The sequence below is a fragment of the Flexivirga sp. YIM B11880 genome (assembly GCF_058148645.1).
The window spans coordinates 167,598-184,297 of the sequence record NZ_JBMAMH010000008.1; the positions used below are offsets into that span (position 1 = coordinate 167,598).

17 protein-coding genes are annotated in these 16,700 nt (G+C 69.3%); 14 read left to right on the forward strand and 3 right to left on the reverse strand.

All coding sequences use genetic code 11. The features are described from left to right. The first annotated feature begins 36 nt into the window (after nucleotides 1–36). Both ACN8HC_RS13365 and ACN8HC_RS13370 read left to right on the forward strand, forming a co-directional pair. On the forward strand, nucleotides 37–525 hold the full coding sequence (locus ACN8HC_RS13365; protein WP_490075325.1) for an SRPBCC family protein: 489 nt from the start codon (nucleotides 37–39) through the stop codon (nucleotides 523–525). A gap of 45 nt (nucleotides 526–570) precedes the next feature. Continuing rightward, nucleotides 571–1,782, forward strand: coding sequence for a cysteine desulfurase-like protein (locus ACN8HC_RS13370; protein ID WP_490075326.1), 1,212 nt, complete (start codon nucleotides 571–573; stop codon nucleotides 1,780–1,782). Nucleotide 1,783: 1 nt separating this feature from the next. On the opposite strand, the gene ACN8HC_RS13375 is transcribed toward ACN8HC_RS13370, so the two are convergent. Beyond that, nucleotides 1,784–2,398 carry a helix-turn-helix transcriptional regulator gene (locus ACN8HC_RS13375; protein WP_490075327.1) on the reverse strand — a complete coding sequence of 205 codons (615 nt, stop codon included), beginning with the start codon at nucleotides 2,396–2,398 and terminating at the stop codon, nucleotides 1,784–1,786. Next, on the reverse strand, nucleotides 2,395–2,739 hold the full coding sequence (locus tag ACN8HC_RS13380) for a cupin domain-containing protein (RefSeq protein ID WP_490075328.1): 345 nt from the start codon (nucleotides 2,737–2,739) through the stop codon (nucleotides 2,395–2,397). The genes ACN8HC_RS13375 and ACN8HC_RS13380 overlap by 4 nt, the downstream gene beginning before the upstream one ends. Before the next feature lie 58 nt (nucleotides 2,740–2,797). On the opposite strand from ACN8HC_RS13380, the gene ACN8HC_RS13385 reads away from it, so the two are divergent. Further along, complete coding sequence (locus ACN8HC_RS13385; RefSeq protein ID WP_490075329.1) at nucleotides 2,798–3,397, forward strand: DUF2249 domain-containing protein; 600 nt, start codon at nucleotides 2,798–2,800, stop codon at nucleotides 3,395–3,397. Nucleotides 3,398–3,438: 41 nt separating this feature from the next. Here the strand turns inward: ACN8HC_RS13385 and ACN8HC_RS13390 are convergent, their stop codons facing one another. Beyond that, nucleotides 3,439–7,674: a type VII secretion EssC family protein gene (locus tag ACN8HC_RS13390; RefSeq protein WP_490075330.1), complete on the reverse strand. Its 4,236-nt coding sequence runs from the start codon at nucleotides 7,672–7,674 to the stop codon at nucleotides 3,439–3,441. 254 nt (nucleotides 7,675–7,928) lie between these two features. Here ACN8HC_RS13390 and ACN8HC_RS13395 point away from each other — a divergent pair, with 254 nt between their 5' ends. From ACN8HC_RS13395 to ACN8HC_RS13445, 11 genes are all read left to right on the forward strand, one after another. Continuing rightward, nucleotides 7,929–9,152 (forward strand): TadA family conjugal transfer-associated ATPase, encoded by a 1,224-nt coding sequence (locus tag ACN8HC_RS13395; protein WP_490075331.1) that lies wholly within the window; start codon nucleotides 7,929–7,931, stop codon nucleotides 9,150–9,152. A gap of 67 nt (nucleotides 9,153–9,219) precedes the next feature. Continuing rightward, nucleotides 9,220–10,083, forward strand: a complete 864-nt coding sequence (locus ACN8HC_RS13400) for a type II secretion system F family protein (protein ID WP_490075332.1) — start codon at nucleotides 9,220–9,222, stop codon at nucleotides 10,081–10,083. Continuing rightward, nucleotides 10,080–11,012, forward strand: a complete 933-nt coding sequence (locus ACN8HC_RS13405) for a type II secretion system F family protein (RefSeq protein WP_490075333.1) — start codon at nucleotides 10,080–10,082, stop codon at nucleotides 11,010–11,012. The genes ACN8HC_RS13400 and ACN8HC_RS13405 overlap by 4 nt, the downstream gene beginning before the upstream one ends. Nucleotides 11,013–11,045: 33 nt before the next feature. After that, a complete protein-coding gene (locus tag ACN8HC_RS13410) occupies nucleotides 11,046–11,270 on the forward strand; it encodes a hypothetical protein (protein WP_490075334.1) in 225 nt (74 codons plus the stop codon). 3 nt (nucleotides 11,271–11,273) lie between these two features. After that, nucleotides 11,274–11,690, forward strand: a complete 417-nt coding sequence (locus tag ACN8HC_RS13415; protein WP_490075335.1) for a TadE/TadG family type IV pilus assembly protein — start codon at nucleotides 11,274–11,276, stop codon at nucleotides 11,688–11,690. 214 nt (nucleotides 11,691–11,904) lie between these two features. Next, nucleotides 11,905–12,276, forward strand: a complete 372-nt coding sequence (locus ACN8HC_RS13420) for a pilus assembly protein (protein WP_490075336.1) — start codon at nucleotides 11,905–11,907, stop codon at nucleotides 12,274–12,276. After that, nucleotides 12,273–12,749, forward strand: a complete 477-nt coding sequence (locus ACN8HC_RS13425) for a pilus assembly protein TadG-related protein (RefSeq protein ID WP_490075337.1) — start codon at nucleotides 12,273–12,275, stop codon at nucleotides 12,747–12,749. The genes ACN8HC_RS13420 and ACN8HC_RS13425 overlap by 4 nt, the downstream gene beginning before the upstream one ends. Nucleotides 12,750–12,809: 60 nt before the next feature. Further along, a complete protein-coding gene (gene prfB / locus ACN8HC_RS13430; protein WP_490075338.1) occupies nucleotides 12,810–13,925 on the forward strand; it encodes a peptide chain release factor 2 in 1,116 nt (371 codons plus the stop codon). A 171-nt stretch (nucleotides 13,926–14,096) separates the two neighbouring features. After that, complete coding sequence (ftsE, locus tag ACN8HC_RS13435; protein WP_490075339.1) at nucleotides 14,097–14,915, forward strand: cell division ATP-binding protein FtsE; 819 nt, start codon at nucleotides 14,097–14,099, stop codon at nucleotides 14,913–14,915. Nucleotides 14,916–14,919: 4 nt separating this feature from the next. After that, a complete protein-coding gene (gene ftsX, locus ACN8HC_RS13440) occupies nucleotides 14,920–15,843 on the forward strand; it encodes a permease-like cell division protein FtsX (RefSeq protein ID WP_490075340.1) in 924 nt (307 codons plus the stop codon). Nucleotides 15,844–15,853: 10 nt separating this feature from the next. Next, nucleotides 15,854–16,700: hypothetical protein (locus tag ACN8HC_RS13445; protein ID WP_490075341.1), on the forward strand; the 847-nt coding region annotated here is incomplete at its 3' end.

Consider the following 16,700-nt stretch of genomic DNA (forward strand, 5'->3'; position numbering starts at 1 on the left):
GGCGCCTGCCGGCGACTTCGAGGATCGGAAGGCATTGTGGCAGCCAGGAACGACGTGCCGGAGCTGGTGCAGAGCATCCAGATCGACGCAGCCACCGATGTGGTGTGGCAACTCGTGCAGGACGTGCGGCGGATGAGCGAATGGAGTCCGCAGGTGGAGTCGACCCGCCTCAGCGATGGGGCAACCGACGTCGCGCTCGGGGTCGTCTTCACCAACGCGAATCGCCAGGGCGAGCTGGCGTGGAAGACGCACGCCACCATCGTGCGTTTCGACGCCGGCCGGGAGCTCGCCTATCGGATCGAGGAGAACTGGGTGGTGTGGTCCTTCCAGCTCGAACCCACCGGCGACGGTCGCACGCTGCTCACCCAACGGCGCGAGGCGCCGGACGGGATCTCGGATCTGTCGCGCGACCTCACCGACGCCTATCTGGGCGGTCAGGAGGCCTTCACCGAGACGTTGGGGGACGGCATGCGCCGCACCCTGGTCGCCATCAAGGCTGCCGCGGAGGCCGCCGACCGAAACTGACCCGCCCTGCGGCATACCCGAACCGCTGGATGTCAGAATGCAGCGATGACAGAGGAATACGACGTCGCTGCAGTGCGTGAGCAGTTCCCTTCGCTGCGCAGCGGGCGCGCGCACTTCGACGCACCCGGCGGCACGCAGACTCCGGAGCCGGTCGCTCGCGCGGTGTATGACGCACTCGCCGCACCGCTGTCCAATCGCGGCCGGCGCACCCCGGCCGAGCGCAACGCCGACGCGATCGTGGCCGGCGCCCGGTCCGCGATGGGCGACCTGCTCGGCGTCGATCCGGGGACCGTCGTGTTCGGTCGCAGCGCCACCGCGCTCACCTTCGCCATGTCACGAACGCTGTCGCAGACCTGGCAAGAGGGCGACGAGATCGTGCTCAGCCGGCTGGACCACGACGCGAACGTCGGGCCGTGGCTGCTCGCCGCCGAACGCACCGGCGTCCGGGTGCGGTGGGCCGATTTCGACTCCGCGACCGGCGAGCTGGACCTGGCGTCGCTGACCGGCCAGTTGTCGGAGCGGACTCGTCTCGTCGCCGTGACCGCTGCGTCGAATCTGCTTGGCACCCAACCGGACATCCCGGCGATCGCGGAGGCTGCGCACCACACGCCGGCACTCCTCTACGTCGACGGCGTGCACCACACCGCGCACAACTTCGTCGATGTGCCCGCGATGGGCGCGGACCTCTATGTCTGCTCGCCATACAAGTTTCTGGGTCCGCACTGCGGCGTGCTCACGGCAAGCGCCGAGCTGCTGCACCGCCTGGCACCGGACAAGCTGCGGCCGTCCACCGACGATGTGCCGGAGCGCTTCGAACTCGGCACTCTGCCATATGAATTGCTCGCCGGCACCACCGCCGCCGTCGACTTCCTCGCCGCGCTTGTCCCGGGCAGCGGCCCACGGCGGGCGCGGCTGCGCGCGTCGTTGACCGCGCTCGAGAAGCACGAGGACCGGTTGCGGCAGCGGCTGGAGGACGGGCTCGCCGGGCTGCCACAGGTCACCGTCCACTCGCGCGCCGCGCGACGCACGCCGACGCTGTTCATGACGTTCGCGGACCGACCGGCCGACGAGGTGTCGGACTACCTGGAGACGGACGGGATCGACGCGCCGGCGGGTACGTTCTACGCCTACGAGCCCGCGCGGCGGCTCGGCGTCGACAGTGGCGTGCGGATCGGGCTGGCGCCATACAGCACGAAGGACGACGTCGACCGCTTCCTCGTCTCGCTGGGCAACTGCCTGCGGGCCGACCTGTTGTAGTTCAGCTGGCGGTGCCGAGCCGGGCGCAGCACAGATCGGGGCGTACGAACGGGTCGAGGCGCTCGACCCGCATCTCGGTGTCGGCGCCGTCGAGCACGCCCTGCATCAGGCCGAGGTGGATCGCGCAGACCAGCCCGCCGTCCGGCGCCGCGAGCTCCAGGAACGGGCAGTGGTGCAGCTCGATAGCACCCGATTCGCTGTGCTGGGGCGCGAATTGGAGCTCGTCGAGCGCTTCCACCAGCCCCGCGACGGCGTCGGTCTGCTCGGCATACACCTGGTCGGCGAGCTGCCGGCCCCAGCGGCGCCCGGCGCGGCGCGCATGCTCCCGGGGCCGAGGTGCCGACGCAACGTCATCGAGCAGCAGTTGCGCGAGCGGCAGGTAGGTGCGCGGGCCGGTGGGGTCCATCACGGCGACCGCCCGGAGTCGGGTGGCGGGCCGGCCGGGTCCGCTCGGAGCGGTGCGGACCTGCTCGACCTGGCCGGTCCCGATCAGCGCGTCGAGGTGGAAGCGCACGGTGTTGACGTGCACGCCCACCGCCTCCGCCACTTGCGCGATCGACATCGGCTCGGCGGCCTCGCGCAGCACGTGCAGGACGGCTTGGCGGGTGTTGCTCACAACGACGTCACCCGAGCAAGGGTCAGCACTGCCACGGCATCCTCCAGCGCGAGCAGCGCGTGACGTTGCTGGGGTATGGCGAGCAGATCTCCCGCACCCAGCTCCCACGCCTGGTCGCCGGCGCTGAGCCGGACCCGGCCGCGCAGGATCTGCAGGAACGCCTCACCCGGGTTCTCGTGCTCCGACAGCTGCTGGCCGGCCATCAGTGCGAGCACGACCTGGGTGAGCAGGCCACCCGGAGCGGCGTGAAAGGCGCGGGTTGCCCGCCCGCTGGACGCCTCGGCGGCGCGCGCCAGGAGTTCGTCGGTGAGGGATCCGAGGGCAGCAGGGTTGTCGGCCATGCCTAGAATTTACACAACCCACGCATGTGGAAAAAGGTCCGCAGCGAAAGAAGGCCACGTGTCCACCATCAGTCCCGCCGACGACGTCACCATCCTCGACGTGCGCGGCATGCGCAAACCCGAGAAGCATCCGACGATCTTCGGCCGGTTCGAGCAGCTCGCGGTCAGGGAGTCGTTCGTGCTCGTCAACGACCACGACCCGAAGCACCTGCACGACGAGTTCGAGCAGGAGTGGCCCGGTGGCTACGACTGGGAATACCTCAACCAGGAGATGCGCGACTGGCGGATCCGGATCACACGCCGGGCGAGCGCGCCGACGCCCCGGCTGCTCGGGCAGGCGGACGAGCTCGGTGGCCGGCCGGGTGCGGACGGTGCGGTATGGCGCCTCGGCGGTCGCGACCGCGACCTGGACGCCAGCGTGCTGGAGGTCGAGCCGGGTGCGGCATTGACGCCGCATCGCGGCCCAGGCGCCGACGTGCTGGTGCAGGTGCTGTCCGGATCGGGCCGACTGGCCACCGAGGTGGGCGAAATCCCTTTGACAGCAGGAGCACTCGTGCACATCCCGTCGGGTGCGGAGCGCGGTTTCGCCGCCGGCGACGACGGACTCCGGGTGTTGCTGGTACAGCGCCGACGGCAGGAGCTCTCCCTCGGCCACTGACCGCCAGGGCCGGCGCCGGGCACTGACGCCCGCCGGCTCGGTCACGCCGCCACCTGGATCGGCACGGCACGACTGCGTATGACGAGCGCCCCGCGGCCGGGTCGGGTGCGTCCCGCCGCGCCGAGGGCGGCACCGAGCAGGTCGCCGTCCCGCCGGCCGGGCTGCAGGATGATGCCGGTCTGGCGGCGCCGCAGCTCGGCGACGGCACCTCGGAAGGAATTCGCCAGAGTGTCGGATCGGCCTGTAGCGCAGACGATCCCGCCGCTGCGCCGGCCGTGCTGCAAGTAGTCGGCGAGCAGGTCGTCGACCGGTGATCCGAGCAGGTCGTCGATGTCGTCCACGAGGACGGCACCGCCCGGATGCGCGTTGAGCCAGGCGGCGAACTGTTCGGGTGCGGTCGCCTCGAGCAGTTCGGCGTGCTGCGGCAACTCCGGCGCTCGCCCGTGCCCGTCGATCCAGCACACCGGGCGGTCGGCCAGCCCGTGCGCGATCGTGGCGAGCGCGGTGGTGCGGCCGCTGCGCGCGGGCCCGGCGATGAGCGCCACCAGCTCGCGAAAGCCACCGAACGGTAATCCGATCGGCCGCACCTCGAGCCCGCCGATCCCGATGATGAGCTGGTCAGGGTCCGCCGGTAGATCTGTGCGGCGGCACCGCTCCGGCAGGGGTGTGAAGCGATGGACGTTCGGGGCGCGCATCTGTCCCGCCAGTTGGGAGATGTGTTGCAAGACAACGGACCCGGTCAGGTCGTCGGTGAGGCTCGCGACCTGCAGCTCCAGGGTTCCGGGGGAGGTGACGGCCCGGCCGGGCGGCATGGATTCGGGCAGATCGGCCTCCTTCATGCCGAGCAACACCGCATCGGTGCGGTCGGCCAGGTCGAGGACCAGCCGGCTGGAGAAGTTGCTCGCCACCCGGCCGGTGCCGAGTGCACGGCCGCCGGTGGCGGCGGCATACATCCCGACGGCGGAGCCGTCCCGGAGAATCTGCAGCAGCTCGTCGGTCATCCGACCGAGAGTGCTGTCCTCGCTGATTTCGCTCAGCGTTTCCCAGCCGTCGAGCAGCAGCATGATGCGGGGGAGGGTGCCACCGGCGCGGACGTGCTCGGCGAAGCCCGCCACGTTGTCGCGAGCGAACTGCTGTTGGCGGGAACGGATTTCGCTGCTCAGCCAGTGCAACAGCTGGGTGATGCGGTCGACGTCATCGCGTTCGACGACCGCACCGCACTGCGGCAGCTTGGTGAGCGCGCCCAACGCCGATCCGGTGTCGATCACATAGAGAGCCAGCCCGTCCTCCGGCCAGCGGCGCGCGGCCTGCACCGCGAGCGTGCGCAGCAACGACGTCCGCCCGCTGCGCGGGCCGCCGATGACTGCGAGGTGTCCGTCGGCATCGAGTTCCCAGGCAACCGGGCGGGTCGTCTGCGCCTGCGGCAGATCGAGCACCCCGAACGCGACGGCGTCCTGACCGCATGCCGCGCCGCCGATGCTTCTCGGATCTCCGGACAGCGCCGCAACGGTGATCTTCGACGGCAACGGCGGCAGCCACGGCGACGGCGGCGCGACGATGCCCAGCTTCTCGGCGGCGCCGCGAATCGCTGCAACGGTGCGCTGCAGATCGCTGGGGCCGTCACTGGCGTGCGTCGTGGTGAGTAACTTCGGCGGACGGCCGGGAGCCGGCACCACCGAGATCTCGATCGAGGCTGCGTCGCCACCGCTGCAACCGCCGATGCGCGCCGTCTGGAAGGGCACCGGTCGGCCGCCACCGGTACGCACGATCGCCCGGCCGGGCACCGCGGCAGGGATCGCGGCCGCATCCGCGGCCTCGATGACGTCCTGCGAGTCCGCGCCGTCCCGCACGCGGAGCGCGATCCGGAGGTTGACATTGGCGCGGATCTCCGCGGACACCACTCCGGCGGGCCGCTGCGTCGCGAGCACGAGATGTATGCCGAGAGAACGACCGACGGCCGCCAGACGCACCAGCCCGGAGATGAAGTCCGGCATCTCTTCGGCGAGCACCCGGAATTCGTCGATCACCAGCATCAGCCGGGGCAGCCGCCGTGTGCCGGGAACCCGGACGTAGTCCTCGATGTCCTTGGCGCCGGCAGCCGCGAGGAGCTGCTCCCGGCGGCGCACCTCCGCGCCCAGCGACGTGAGCGCGCGAGCGGTCAGGTGTGCGTCGAGATCGGTGACCAGGCCGACGGTGTGTGGCAGCCGGGCGCATTCCTGGAAGGCTGCACCGCCCTTGTAATCGACCAGTACGAAGACCATTTCGTCGGGTCGATTGGCGAGGGCGAGCGATGTCACCAGGCTCTGCAACAGCTCCGACTTGCCGGCACCCGTCGTCCCGGCGATCAGCGCGTGTGGGCCGTCGCCGGCCAGGTCGAGGCACATGGTGCCCTCCGCGGAAACGCCGAGCGGCGCCACTGTCGAGCGGCCGTCCGCGCGCCACTGCTGCGCGATGCCGGAGGGATCGGTGGCATCCCGGCCTTCGGCCCGCCATACCTCCAGCAGCGCCGCGCGATCCGGCACCGACCCGCAGTCGATGTCCGGCGTCACGTCGCAGATGCGCGCGAGCCCGCGGGCCATCGCGCGAGTCAGCGTCGGCTCGGGCAGGTCCGGGCAGCCCGTCGCGTTGACGACGCCGCTCACCGTGACGGACGTGCTGCTCCGGACATCGACGGTCACCGCGCACTCCGCAGGCAGGTCCTCCGCATCACCGATCGCGATCACAGCGACGCCGGTGCGCTCCACCGCGGGCAGGAGCGCGGTGACCTCGGGGCGTTTGCCGAGCTGGGCACATCCGTCGAGGATGACCACGGTGCTCACCGGGGGTGTGTCGTCGTGGATGCCGAGGCGGCCGTCACCCGGGGCGGCAGTGAGCGCGGAAAGCAGCTGTTGACAAGCGGTCTCGTCCGTCTCGAAATCCGCGATGGTGCTGGTCGCGTGTGGCTGAGGAGTGATGTGCGGAAGGTCGGTCGCCCACTCCCAGCTGTCTCCGGCAGCCGCCGTGGCGCACACCACGACGACCCGGAGGAAGTACGGAGACTGCCACGCGGCCAGCTGCAGCAGCAGTCCGTGCGCCATACGGAGTCGCTCGTCCGGCAGGCCGCTGACGCCGATCACCCGGGATTCGCCGAGGCAGATGGCGATCGGCGCATCGGGCAGAGTGACCGATTCGGCCGGTGCGTTGCCGCCGGTAATCCGTAGCAGGGCCGGAATGGTGCCGGTGCCCACTCGGCACGCGAGGTAGTCGCCGTGCGCCGGTGATCGTGCCCAGAGCCGCCCGTCGCGGGTCGCTGCGGCGCGCAGCGTGTCGCTGATCGGTGGCGTGATGCGCCTGCGGGTGGTGAGTTCAGCGTCGGTCGCGGCGGCGCGCTCACCGGCGAGCGCGCGCAGCCCGGCGGCATACTGCGCACGTTGCTGCTTGACCCGGTTGCTGCCGCCCTGCCGATCGGAAATGTGCTGCCCGATCATCATGACCGGCCCGAGGAACGCGAACATGAGGAACATCGCATTGTGCATCAGCAGCACCATCCCGATCGCCATCAGCATCGGCAGCACGATCACCGGCCAGGGGAGCCGGTGTCGTTCCGGAGGGCTCGGTGGCGTGGGTCGTTCCAGAGTCGTCGGGGTGAGGTGGGGAGCGACCCGGGGCGCGCGTTGAAAGGGGATGCGGCACGAGTCATCGGTCGTGGCCGGCTCGTCGGTCGGTAACGACCGCTCGAGGGCCACGGTCGTCGAGCCGGCCCGCAGCCGCTGTCCCGCGCGGAGTTCGACCGGTTCCTCGGGGGCCACCCGCCGGCCGTCGATGTAGCTGCCGTTGGTCGAACCTGCGTCGGAAACCATGGCGCGGCCCTGATCCACACCGACGACGAGATGGGTGCGCGACAATCCTGGATCCCGCAGCGCCAGCGAGCTGCACCTCGCCCGGCCGATCCGTTGCACCTGTGCGCCGAGCCCGCTGCGGGCACCAACCGCGGGGCCTTCGGTGATCACGACAGCGAGCAGGTGCGAAGTGTCGGGCGCGGTCGGCGCCGTGCACAACTGAGCGCCGTTGAGCAGCGGGTGCCGACCGAGAGTCGTGGTGTCGTCCAGTGCCTGGCTGCCGACATACAACCGGTCCGGCACGACCACACCGCACGATCGCAGCGCGTCACGGGCCTCGCTCCAGCAGGTACCGTCGGCGGCCCGGATGCACACGGTGACCGTGCTGTCGCGACTCACCAGATGCAGACGTATGGCGCGGGACGAACCGGATTGCGAGCTCTCGGCGAACGAAGGCATGTCCGGATTCTGGGCCGCTTCCCGGCCACCTTGCCGACGTGCGCCGTGCGCCTGTGGATAACCGATTTTTGCCGCACCGGGTGCGGCATGCTGGAAACGCGGCGGGGGCCGGGCCGTCCCCGGCCTGGGCCCGGCCCTCGCCGTACAACGTATTTCCTCGGTAAAAGTTTGGTCTATTCCGGCCCGCCCGAGGGCTTCCTGTGTTTCAAATGCACGATCCCTGTGCACGGGACGAATTTCAGGGGGGGTGTTCGATGGACGGCGCAGACGTCATCGAGGAAGAGATCCGCGAGTTGATCCGTCGGCAGCGGCTCGACCCTGCCCACGACCAACAGGTCCTGCACGGGCTGGTTCGGGAAGCGGTGCAGGACTACGAGGAGCGCAGCCTGCACGGCGGACTCGCGCCGCTCGGCGACCGCGAGCAGGCGACTCAGCGCGTGCTCGACGCGGTGCTCGGCTTCGGGCCGTTGCAGCCCTATCTCGACGATCCGACGATCGAGGAGATCTGGATCAACGAGCCGGAGCGTGTCTTTGTCGCCCGCCAGGGCGTTGCGGAGCTGACATCGACCATCCTGAGTGCCGATCAGGTCCGCACCTTGGTGGAGCGCATGCTGAAACCGAGCGGCCGACGCATCGACCTCAGTTCACCGTTCGTCGATGCGACGCTGCCGGACGGCAGTCGGCTGCACGTGGCGATTCCCGACATCACCCGTAGCCACTGGCTGATCAACATCCGCAAGTTCGTGGCCCGCGCGCGCCGGCTGGACGATCTGGTGCGGCTGGGCACGATCACGGCTCCCGCTGCCCGCTTCCTCGGTGCAGCAGTCGCCTCGGGCCTGAACATCCTCGTCGCCGGCGGCACGCAGGCCGGCAAGACCACCACCCTGAATTGTCTGGCCAGCGCCATTCCCTCGATGGAGCGCGTCGTCTCCTGTGAGGAGGTCTTCGAGTTGCAGCTGAGCCTGCGTGACTGGGCCGCCATGCAGTGTCGCCAGCCCAGCCTGGAAGGCACCGGTGAGATCCCGTTGCGCCGCCTCGTCAAGGAGGCATTGCGGATGCGCCCGTCCCGGATCATCGTCGGTGAGGTGCGGCAGGCGGAGAGCCTGGACCTGCTCATCGCGCTCAATTCGGGCCTGCCCGGTATGGCGACGCTGCACGCCAACTCCGCCCGTGAGGCGATCGTCAAGATGTGCACGCTGCCGTTACTGGCAGGGCCCAACGTCAGCTCGAGCTTCGTGGTGCCGACCGTCGCTTCCTCGATCGACCTCGTGGTGCACATCGCACTGGACCGGGACGGCGCCCGCCGGGTGCGGGAGATCGTCGCGGTGCCCGGCCGCGTCGAGGGCGACGTCGTCGAGCTGGCGGACATCTACGTGCAACGCGAGGGCCGGCTGGTCCGGGGGAGCGGCTTCCCGACTCACGAGGAGCAGTTCCACCGCGCCGGCTACGACGTCGCCGAGCTACTGGGGGACAGATGAGCGAGCGCACCGAGCGACTCATTCAGCACCGGGTCAATTGCGGCTCTCGGCGGAGGAGAGACCCGCAATGAACGTCGTCTTCCCGGTCATGTTCGGGGCCGGTCTGCTCTGCATCTGGTGGTCGTTCTGGCCACGCGAGCAGGCCACCAAGGCCCGCGCCGGCTCATCCTTGCACGACCGGCTGGCGGATGAAGTCGTGCAGTCCGGCATCAGCGGCCTCACTATCTCGCGCCTGCTCTGGACGGCCGGCGGCACCGGCGCCATCGTGCTGCTGATCGTCATGGCAGCCACCGCGGTTCCCGCCATTGCGGTGGCCTTCGCGGGGATCGCGGCATACGCGCCGATCGCGTTCGTCCGCGGCAAGGCGCGCCGGCGGCGTTCGCAGCTGCGTGACCTCTGGCCCGACGTCGTCGACCACATCGCCTCCGCGGTGCGGGCCGGACTCGCCCTGCCGGAGTCGTTGTCCCAGCTGGCGATCCGGGGCCCCGAGGAGTTGCGCCCGGCGTTCGCCGAGTTCGCACACGACTATCGCGCCACGGGTCGATTCCACGAATGTCTCGATGCCCTGAAAGCCCGCCTCAGCGACCCGGTCGCCGACCGGCTGATCGAGTCGCTCCGCATCGCGCGAGAGGTGGGCGGCACCGACCTCGGCAAGCTGCTGCGCACGCTGTCAACCTTCCTGCGCGACGACGCCCGCACCCGGGCGGAGCTCGAAGCGCGGCAGTCATGGACGGTCAATGCAGCCCGGCTGGCCGTCGCCGCCCCGTGGATCGTGTTGGCAATGCTCGCGACTCGAGGTGACTCGTTGGCGGCATACCGCGAACCAGCCGGGGTCGTGGTGCTCGTGGTGGGCACCGCCGTCACGATCGTCGCCTACCGGGTGATGCGCCGGATCGGGCGGCTCCCCGTCGAGGCGAGGGTGCTGCGATGATCGCTACCTACGCCTGGCTGGGTGCGTTGCTCGGAGCGCTGGCGGGTGTCGGCGTGCTGCTCGTCTATGTCGGACTGCCCATGCACCGCAAGCCCGATCTCAACTCCCGCATCGAGCCCTACGTGCGCGACGCGCCCCTACCGTCCCGGCTGCTGTCCACACCGACCGACCGGCTGGACGTCAACCAGGTGCTGGCGCCGGTCCTGCGCCGGCTGGGTCACCTTGTCGACCAGTTGCTCGGCGGCGCGACCTCGGTGCGCACCCGGCTGGAACGCGCCGGACAGCCCTCGGACCTCGAAGGGTTCCGTGCCCAGCAGGCGCTCTGGGGGCTCGGCGCCATGCTGCTCGCCGGCTGCTACGTCTCGGTGAGTTTCGTCGGGGGTGGCGGTTCCCCGGTGCGCGCCGTGCTGATTCTGGTCATCGCGTTCGCCGCCGGAGTCGTGGCGCGCGACCAGATGCTGAGCCGCGCGGCGGAGCGACGGGAGCAGCAGATCCTTGCCGAGTTCCCGGCCGTGGCAGAGATGTTGGCGCTCGCCGTCACGGCGGGCGAGGGTGCCGCGGCCGCGCTTGAACGAGTAGCCGGCCTGTCCTCCGGAGAGCTGTCGGGTGAACTCGGACGCTGCCTGGTCGACGCCCGATCCGGCTCGTCGCTGCCGGAGGCGCTGCAGGGACTGGCCGATCGTACCGGCATCCCGAGCCTGGCTCGCTTCGTCGACGGCATCGTCGTGGCGGTCGAGCGCGGGACGCCCCTCGCCGACGTGATGCGCGCCCAGGCCCAGGACGCCCGTGACTCCAGCAAGCAGCAGCTCATCGAGCTGGGTGGCCGCCGCGAGCTGATGATGATGGTGCCGGTGGTCTTCCTCGTGCTGCCCGTGACCGTCCTCTTCGCGATCTTCCCCGGACTCGACATCCTCAACATGACCATCTGACCCCGTCACAACTGTTCACCACCAGGAGGAACCATGACTGTCATCGCCAAGTTGCAGTCCCGGACCATACGCGGGATGTATGCCGCGCAGGAGCGCATCGCGAACGCGACCGACGACGGCGAACGTGGAGATGTGCCCGGCTGGGTGCTCATCACGATCATGACCGCCGGCCTGGTCACCGTGCTCTGGGCGACCGCGCAGGATGCACTGACCAGTCTGTTCAGCAGCGCTGTTCACGGCGTCACCGGAAAGAAGTAGCCGATGCGGGCCGATCGCCCGCAGGATGTGCTGCAACGTCTGCGCCGCGACGAAACAGGCTCGGTCGTCGCCGAATTCGCGCTCGTCGGTGCACTGGTCGTCATCTTCTTCCTGGCCGCTTTCCAGGTCGGCTTCTCGCTCTACGTCCGCAACACCCTCATCGAGAACGCCGCCGAGGGCGCGAGGTATGGCGCCCGTGCGGACGCCACCCCCGCAATGGGTGCGCAACGGACCACCGACCTGATCCGGGCCGGCCTGTCCGGACGCTATGCGCAGCACGTCACCGCGACCGTCGAGAGCGAAGGTGGCGCGCGGGTCGTCAAGGTGACGGTCAGGGCACCGCTGCCGGTGGTGGGGCCGTTCGGCCCCTCGCAGGCACTGGACGTGTCCGGCCGCGCCTACGCGGAGTCGCAGCCATGAGGGGCGCGCAGCGCCGTCTGCGCCCGCGCATCGCCGAGTCCGGTAGGGAAAGCGGCAGCGCGCTCATCGAATTCATCGTCATCGGGCTGTTGCTGACGCTGCCGGTCTTCTACCTGGTCATCACCCTGGCTCGCTTGCAAGCAGGGACCTANGCATCGCCGAGTCCGGTAGGGAAAGCGGCAGCGCGCTCATCGAATTCATCGTCATCGGGCTGTTGCTGACGCTGCCGGTCTTCTACCTGGTCATCACCCTGGCTCGCTTGCAAGCAGGGACCTACGCCGTGGCGTCGGCAGCACGAGAGTCGTCCCGGATGTTCGTCACCGCGCCCGACGCCGCCTCCGGCGAAGCGCGCGCCCGGGCGGCGGCTGCCCTGTCCTTCGAGGATCAGGGCTTCGCCGGCCAGGGGAGCGTGCAGATCGGCTGCAGCAAACGCCCGTGCCTCAGCCCGGATTCGGTCATCGAGGGTGTCACCGACCTCGATGTCGACCTCCCGCTCATCCCGGACTTCCTGCGCGGGGTCGTTCCGTCGACCATCCACCTGCACTCGCGGCACGCCGAAGTCGTCGACCACTACCGCGCGTCATGAGACCACTGGCTGCTCTGCTGCCGCGGGTGCCGCGGGGCGACGACCGCGGGCGCGTCGTGCTGTTGATCGCCGGCCTGTTCGGCATCCTGGGCATGCTCATCGTCGGCGGGATCAACGTGACCGCCATACAACTCGCCCGGCTGCAGGTGCTCGACGCCGCAGATGCCGCTGCGGCGAACGCCGCCGACGCCGTCGACGAGAGCAGCCTCTATCACGGTGGTGTCGGTGAACAGCTGACCTTGTCCGACCGTTCCGTGCAGCAGGTTGCCGCGGCCACCCTCGCCCGCGAAGACGTGCCGGCGCAGGTGCTCGGCTGGCGCATCGCCGACGGCACCGGTGCGGAGGAGTCCCGCGTCGCCGTGGTGCGGGTCTCCGCTGTCGTGCACCCGCCGCTGCTGGGCGGTGTCATGTCGAGCATGTTCGGTGACGTGCACATCACCGTGCAGTCGCGCGCCAGAGCACACGTGCACTGAGCGCAACGGCGCCGCGACTGCTGTCGGCATACGTTTGCCGACGCCGTAGGCTGTGAGGTTGTGGCTACCGACTTCCCCGCCGAGATCAAGGCACTGCGCACCACCATGGATACCGTCCGTGGCGTGACCGACCTGGACTCCCTGCGCACCAAGATCGCCGACCTGGAGCAGCAGTCCGGCGCGCCGGACCTGTGGGACGACCCGGAGCACGCCCAGCAGGTCACCAGCAGCCTGTCCCGCGCGAACGCCGAGCTCGAGCGCGTCGAGACGATGGACCAGCGCATCGACGACCTCGAGGTCCTCGTCGAGATGGGTCAGGAGGAGCACGACGCCGACACCATGGCCGAGGCCGAGAAGGAGCTGACCAGTCTGCAGAAGGCGGTCGGCGAGCTCGAGGTCCGCACCTTGTTGAGCGGCGAATACGACCAGCGCGAGGCCGTCGTCACCATCCGCGCCGGCGCCGGCGGGGTCGACGCCGCCGACTTCGCCGAGATGCTGATGCGCATGTACCTGCGCTGGGCCGAGCGCCACGGCTACCCGACCAAGGTCATGGACACCTCGTATGCGGAGGAGGCCGGCCTCAAATCGGCGACCTTCGAGGTCAACGTGCCCTACGCCTACGGCAACCTCTCGGTGGAGGCGGGCACCCACCGGCTGGTCCGGATCAGCCCCTTCGACAACCAGGGCCGCCGGCAGACGTCGTTCGCCGCCGTCGAGGTCGTGCCGCTCATCGAGCAGACCGACTCGATCGAGATCCCCGAGAACGAGCTGAAGATCGACGTCTTCCGCTCCTCGGGTCCCGGCGGGCAGAGCGTCAACACCACCGACTCCGCGGTCCGGATGACGCACCTGCCCACCGGCATCGTGGTGTCGATGCAGAACGAGAAGTCGCAGATCCAGAACCGCGCCGCCGCGCTGCGCGTCATGCAGTCCCGGCTGCTGCTGCTGCGCCGGGAGCAGGAAGCGGCCGAGAAGAAGGAACTCGCCGGCGACATCAAGGCCAGCTGGGGCGACCAGATGCGGTCCTACGTGCTGCACCCCTACCAGATGGTCAAGGACCTGCGCACCGACCACGAGGTCGGCAAGACGGACGCGGTCTTCGACGGCGACATCGACGACTTCATGGAGGCCGGCATCCGCTGGAAGCGCAGCCTGGAGAAGGCCGGCGCGGAGTGATCCCACGGGCCGACCGTCGGTCTGTGGGGACGGCTCGAGAGCCGGCAGGGGACAGCTGAGGCGGATGGGAAATTCGTGACTTCCGGGCGCGCCTGACGGGCCAGCCGCACGCGTCGGCATACCGTGTTGCGGCCAGTGACCTCAGCCCCGTGAAAAGGCCTCCTGCCCCACATGATTCGACTCGAGCACGTCACCAAGCGGTATGCCGCGGGCGGTTCCGCCGCACTCGACGACGTCAGCTGTGACATCGACAGGGGGGAATTCGTCTTCGTCGTCGGCTCGTCCGGGTCGGGCAAGTCGACCATGATGCGGCTGATCACGCGCGAGATCACGCCCACCGCCGGCTCGATCCTGGTCGCCGGCCGCGAGCTGGTGCCGATGCCCGAGCGCAAGGTTCCGGCGCTGCGCCGCGAGATCGGCGTCGTCTTCCAGGACTTCCGCCTGCTCGAGGGCAAGACGGTCTACCAGAACGTCGCCTTTGTCCTGCGGGTCCTGGGCAGCAAGCGCCACCAGATCAAGCAGCTGGTGCCGGAGACGCTCGACCTCGTCGGTCTGGACGGTATGGCGAGCCGCCTGCCGCACGAGCTGTCCGGCGGCGAGCAGCAGCGGGTCGCGATCGCTCGCGCTGTCGTCAAGAAGCCGCCGATCCTGCTCGCCGACGAACCGACCGGCAACCTGGACCCGGAGACCAGCGCCGACATCGTCAAGGTGCTCGACCGCATCAACAAGACCGGCACCACCGTGGTGATGGCGACCCACGACCAGGGCATCGTCGACGTCTTCAAGAAGCGCGTGCTGGAGCTGCGCGGCGGGCAGCTGGTCCGCGACGAGGCGGAGGGCGGCTACGTCGGCTCCACCCCACGAAGTTCGGCTCCTCCGCTTCGCTCCTCCGCCGATACTTCGCGGGGACCCCGAAGAGGAGACGAGCACCGGATGCGCGAACTCGCCGCCGAGCGCGCGGCGCGGGCCCTCGAGCGGGACGAGGACTGAGGGCATGCGTCTGACATTCCTGCTCGCCGAGGTCGGGAACGGCATCCGCCGCAACGCCTCGATGATCATCTCGGTCGTGCTGGTCTCGATGGTGTCGCTGTTCTTCCTCGGCGCCGGCCTGCTCGCGCAGCGCGAGGTGAGCGTCGCCAAGGGCTTCTGGTACGACAAGGTGCAGGTCTCGATATTCTTCTGCACCAATCAGTCCACCGACGTGCAGTCGTGCGCCGACGGTGCGGCGACACAGGCGCAGAAGGACCAGGTCAAGAGCCAGCTGGACGGCATGAAACCGCTGGTCGAGCACGTCTACTACGAGACCTCGCAGCAGGCCTACGACCGGTTCAAGCAGCAGTTCCGCGGCAGCCCCTACCTCTCGGACGTCTCGGCAAACGCACTGCCCTCGTCATACCGCGTCAAACTCTCCGATCCGCGCAAGTACAACGAGATCGTCGCCTCCTTTCAGGGCCAGCAAGGGGTCGAGGCGGTGAGCGACCAGAGCAACGTGCTGTCCACGTTCTTCAAGCTGCTGCACGTCATCAGCGTGGGCGCGGTGGCCCTCGCGGTGGTCATGGTGATCTGCGCAATCTTGTTGATCAGCACCACGATCCGCCAGGTCGCCTACACGCGCCGACGGCAGGTCAGCATCATGCGGCTGGTCGGTGCCTCGTCGACGGTCATCTACCTGCCGTTCGTCATCGAGATCCTGCTCGCGACGCTCATCGGTGCCGCGCTCGCGGTCGGCCTGCTCTGGGCGCTCGTGCACTACGGCGTCGAAGGTCTCTTCAAGAGCTCCGACTCGTCCACCAGCAACCTTGTCAGCATGATCACCACCGCCGACGTCTGGGACTTCGCGCCCTGGCTGTTCGCCGGCGCGGTCGTCATCGCACTGGCCACGGCGTGGGTGACCCTGCGCCGCTACCTGCGGGTCTAAGGAGTCACGTATGTCGTCATCCGAGCACACCGGACTTCGGCGCGGCCGCCTCGTCGCCACCGCCTGCGCGCTGGCGGTCATGTGCACGGCGATCGCCGCGCCGGCGTCCGCGGACTCCGTCGACCACCAGAAGAAGAAGGTCGACGGCAAGATCGCGACGACCCAGCACGACCTGGACGACACCTCGGCGCAACTGATCAAGGTCAACAACGCCCTCGTGGCGACCAACAAGAAGGTCGTCGCCGCGCAGAAGAAGCTCACCAACGCCAACACGAAGCTGACCGCCGCCAACAACCACCTCAGCGACATGAACGCCAAGCTGGCGATCGCCAAGGCCGACGAGACCAAGAACCAGACCGAGCTGAAGACCAACCGGGCCGCCGAGGCCAAGTCGAAGGTGCTGGTCGGCGGCATCGCCCGGCAGAGCTACATGTCCGGCGGGCTCGGCAACCTGCAACTCACGCTGGACATTCTCACCAGCCGGGGTGACGTGACGTCGCAGCTGTCGGTCGCCGACATGGTCATGCGCCAGCAGGGCGGTGTGCTCACCAAGCTGTCCAGCGAACGCGCGGCCGGCACAGCAGCCGACGACCGGCTCGGTGCGGCCCGCCGCCGCATCGCCACGCTGACCATTCAGGCGCAGAACGCGCAGACCGCCGCCGAGAAGGCGAAGACGTCCGCCACTGCGGCGCGCAACAGTGTGGTGGCGCTGCAGAAGAAGCAGACCGCGGCCCAGAAGGCGCTCGCCAAGCAGAAGAACATCGAGCTCGCCAGCCTCAAGACGCAGAAGAAGGAGTCGGCGCGCCTCGCCGCCATCATCCGCAAGCGCAACCTCGCGGCGGCGAGAGCCGCGAAGC

Excerpts from the sequence above, each read along its gene's own strand:
- ACN8HC_RS13370 (WP_490075326.1), top strand. The coding sequence starts at position 571 with ATGACAGAGGAATACGACGTCGCTGCAGTGCGTGAGCAGTTCCCTTCG.
- ACN8HC_RS13380 (WP_490075328.1), bottom strand. The coding sequence starts at position 2,739 with ATGGCCGACAACCCTGCTGCCCTCGGATCCCTCACCGACGAACTCCTG.
- ACN8HC_RS13390 (WP_490075330.1), bottom strand. The coding sequence starts at position 7,674 with ATGCCTTCGTTCGCCGAGAGCTCGCAATCCGGTTCGTCCCGCGCCATA.
- ACN8HC_RS13395 (WP_490075331.1), top strand. The coding sequence starts at position 7,929 with ATGGACGGCGCAGACGTCATCGAGGAAGAGATCCGCGAGTTGATCCGT.
- ACN8HC_RS13400 (WP_490075332.1), top strand. The coding sequence starts at position 9,220 with ATGAACGTCGTCTTCCCGGTCATGTTCGGGGCCGGTCTGCTCTGCATC.
- ACN8HC_RS13405 (WP_490075333.1), top strand. The coding sequence starts at position 10,080 with ATGATCGCTACCTACGCCTGGCTGGGTGCGTTGCTCGGAGCGCTGGCG.
- ACN8HC_RS13410 (WP_490075334.1), top strand. The coding sequence starts at position 11,046 with ATGACTGTCATCGCCAAGTTGCAGTCCCGGACCATACGCGGGATGTAT.
- ACN8HC_RS13415 (WP_490075335.1), top strand. The coding sequence starts at position 11,274 with ATGCGGGCCGATCGCCCGCAGGATGTGCTGCAACGTCTGCGCCGCGAC.
- ACN8HC_RS13425 (WP_490075337.1), top strand. The coding sequence starts at position 12,273 with ATGAGACCACTGGCTGCTCTGCTGCCGCGGGTGCCGCGGGGCGACGAC.
- ftsE (WP_490075339.1), top strand. The coding sequence starts at position 14,097 with ATGATTCGACTCGAGCACGTCACCAAGCGGTATGCCGCGGGCGGTTCC.
- ftsX (WP_490075340.1), top strand. The coding sequence starts at position 14,920 with ATGCGTCTGACATTCCTGCTCGCCGAGGTCGGGAACGGCATCCGCCGC.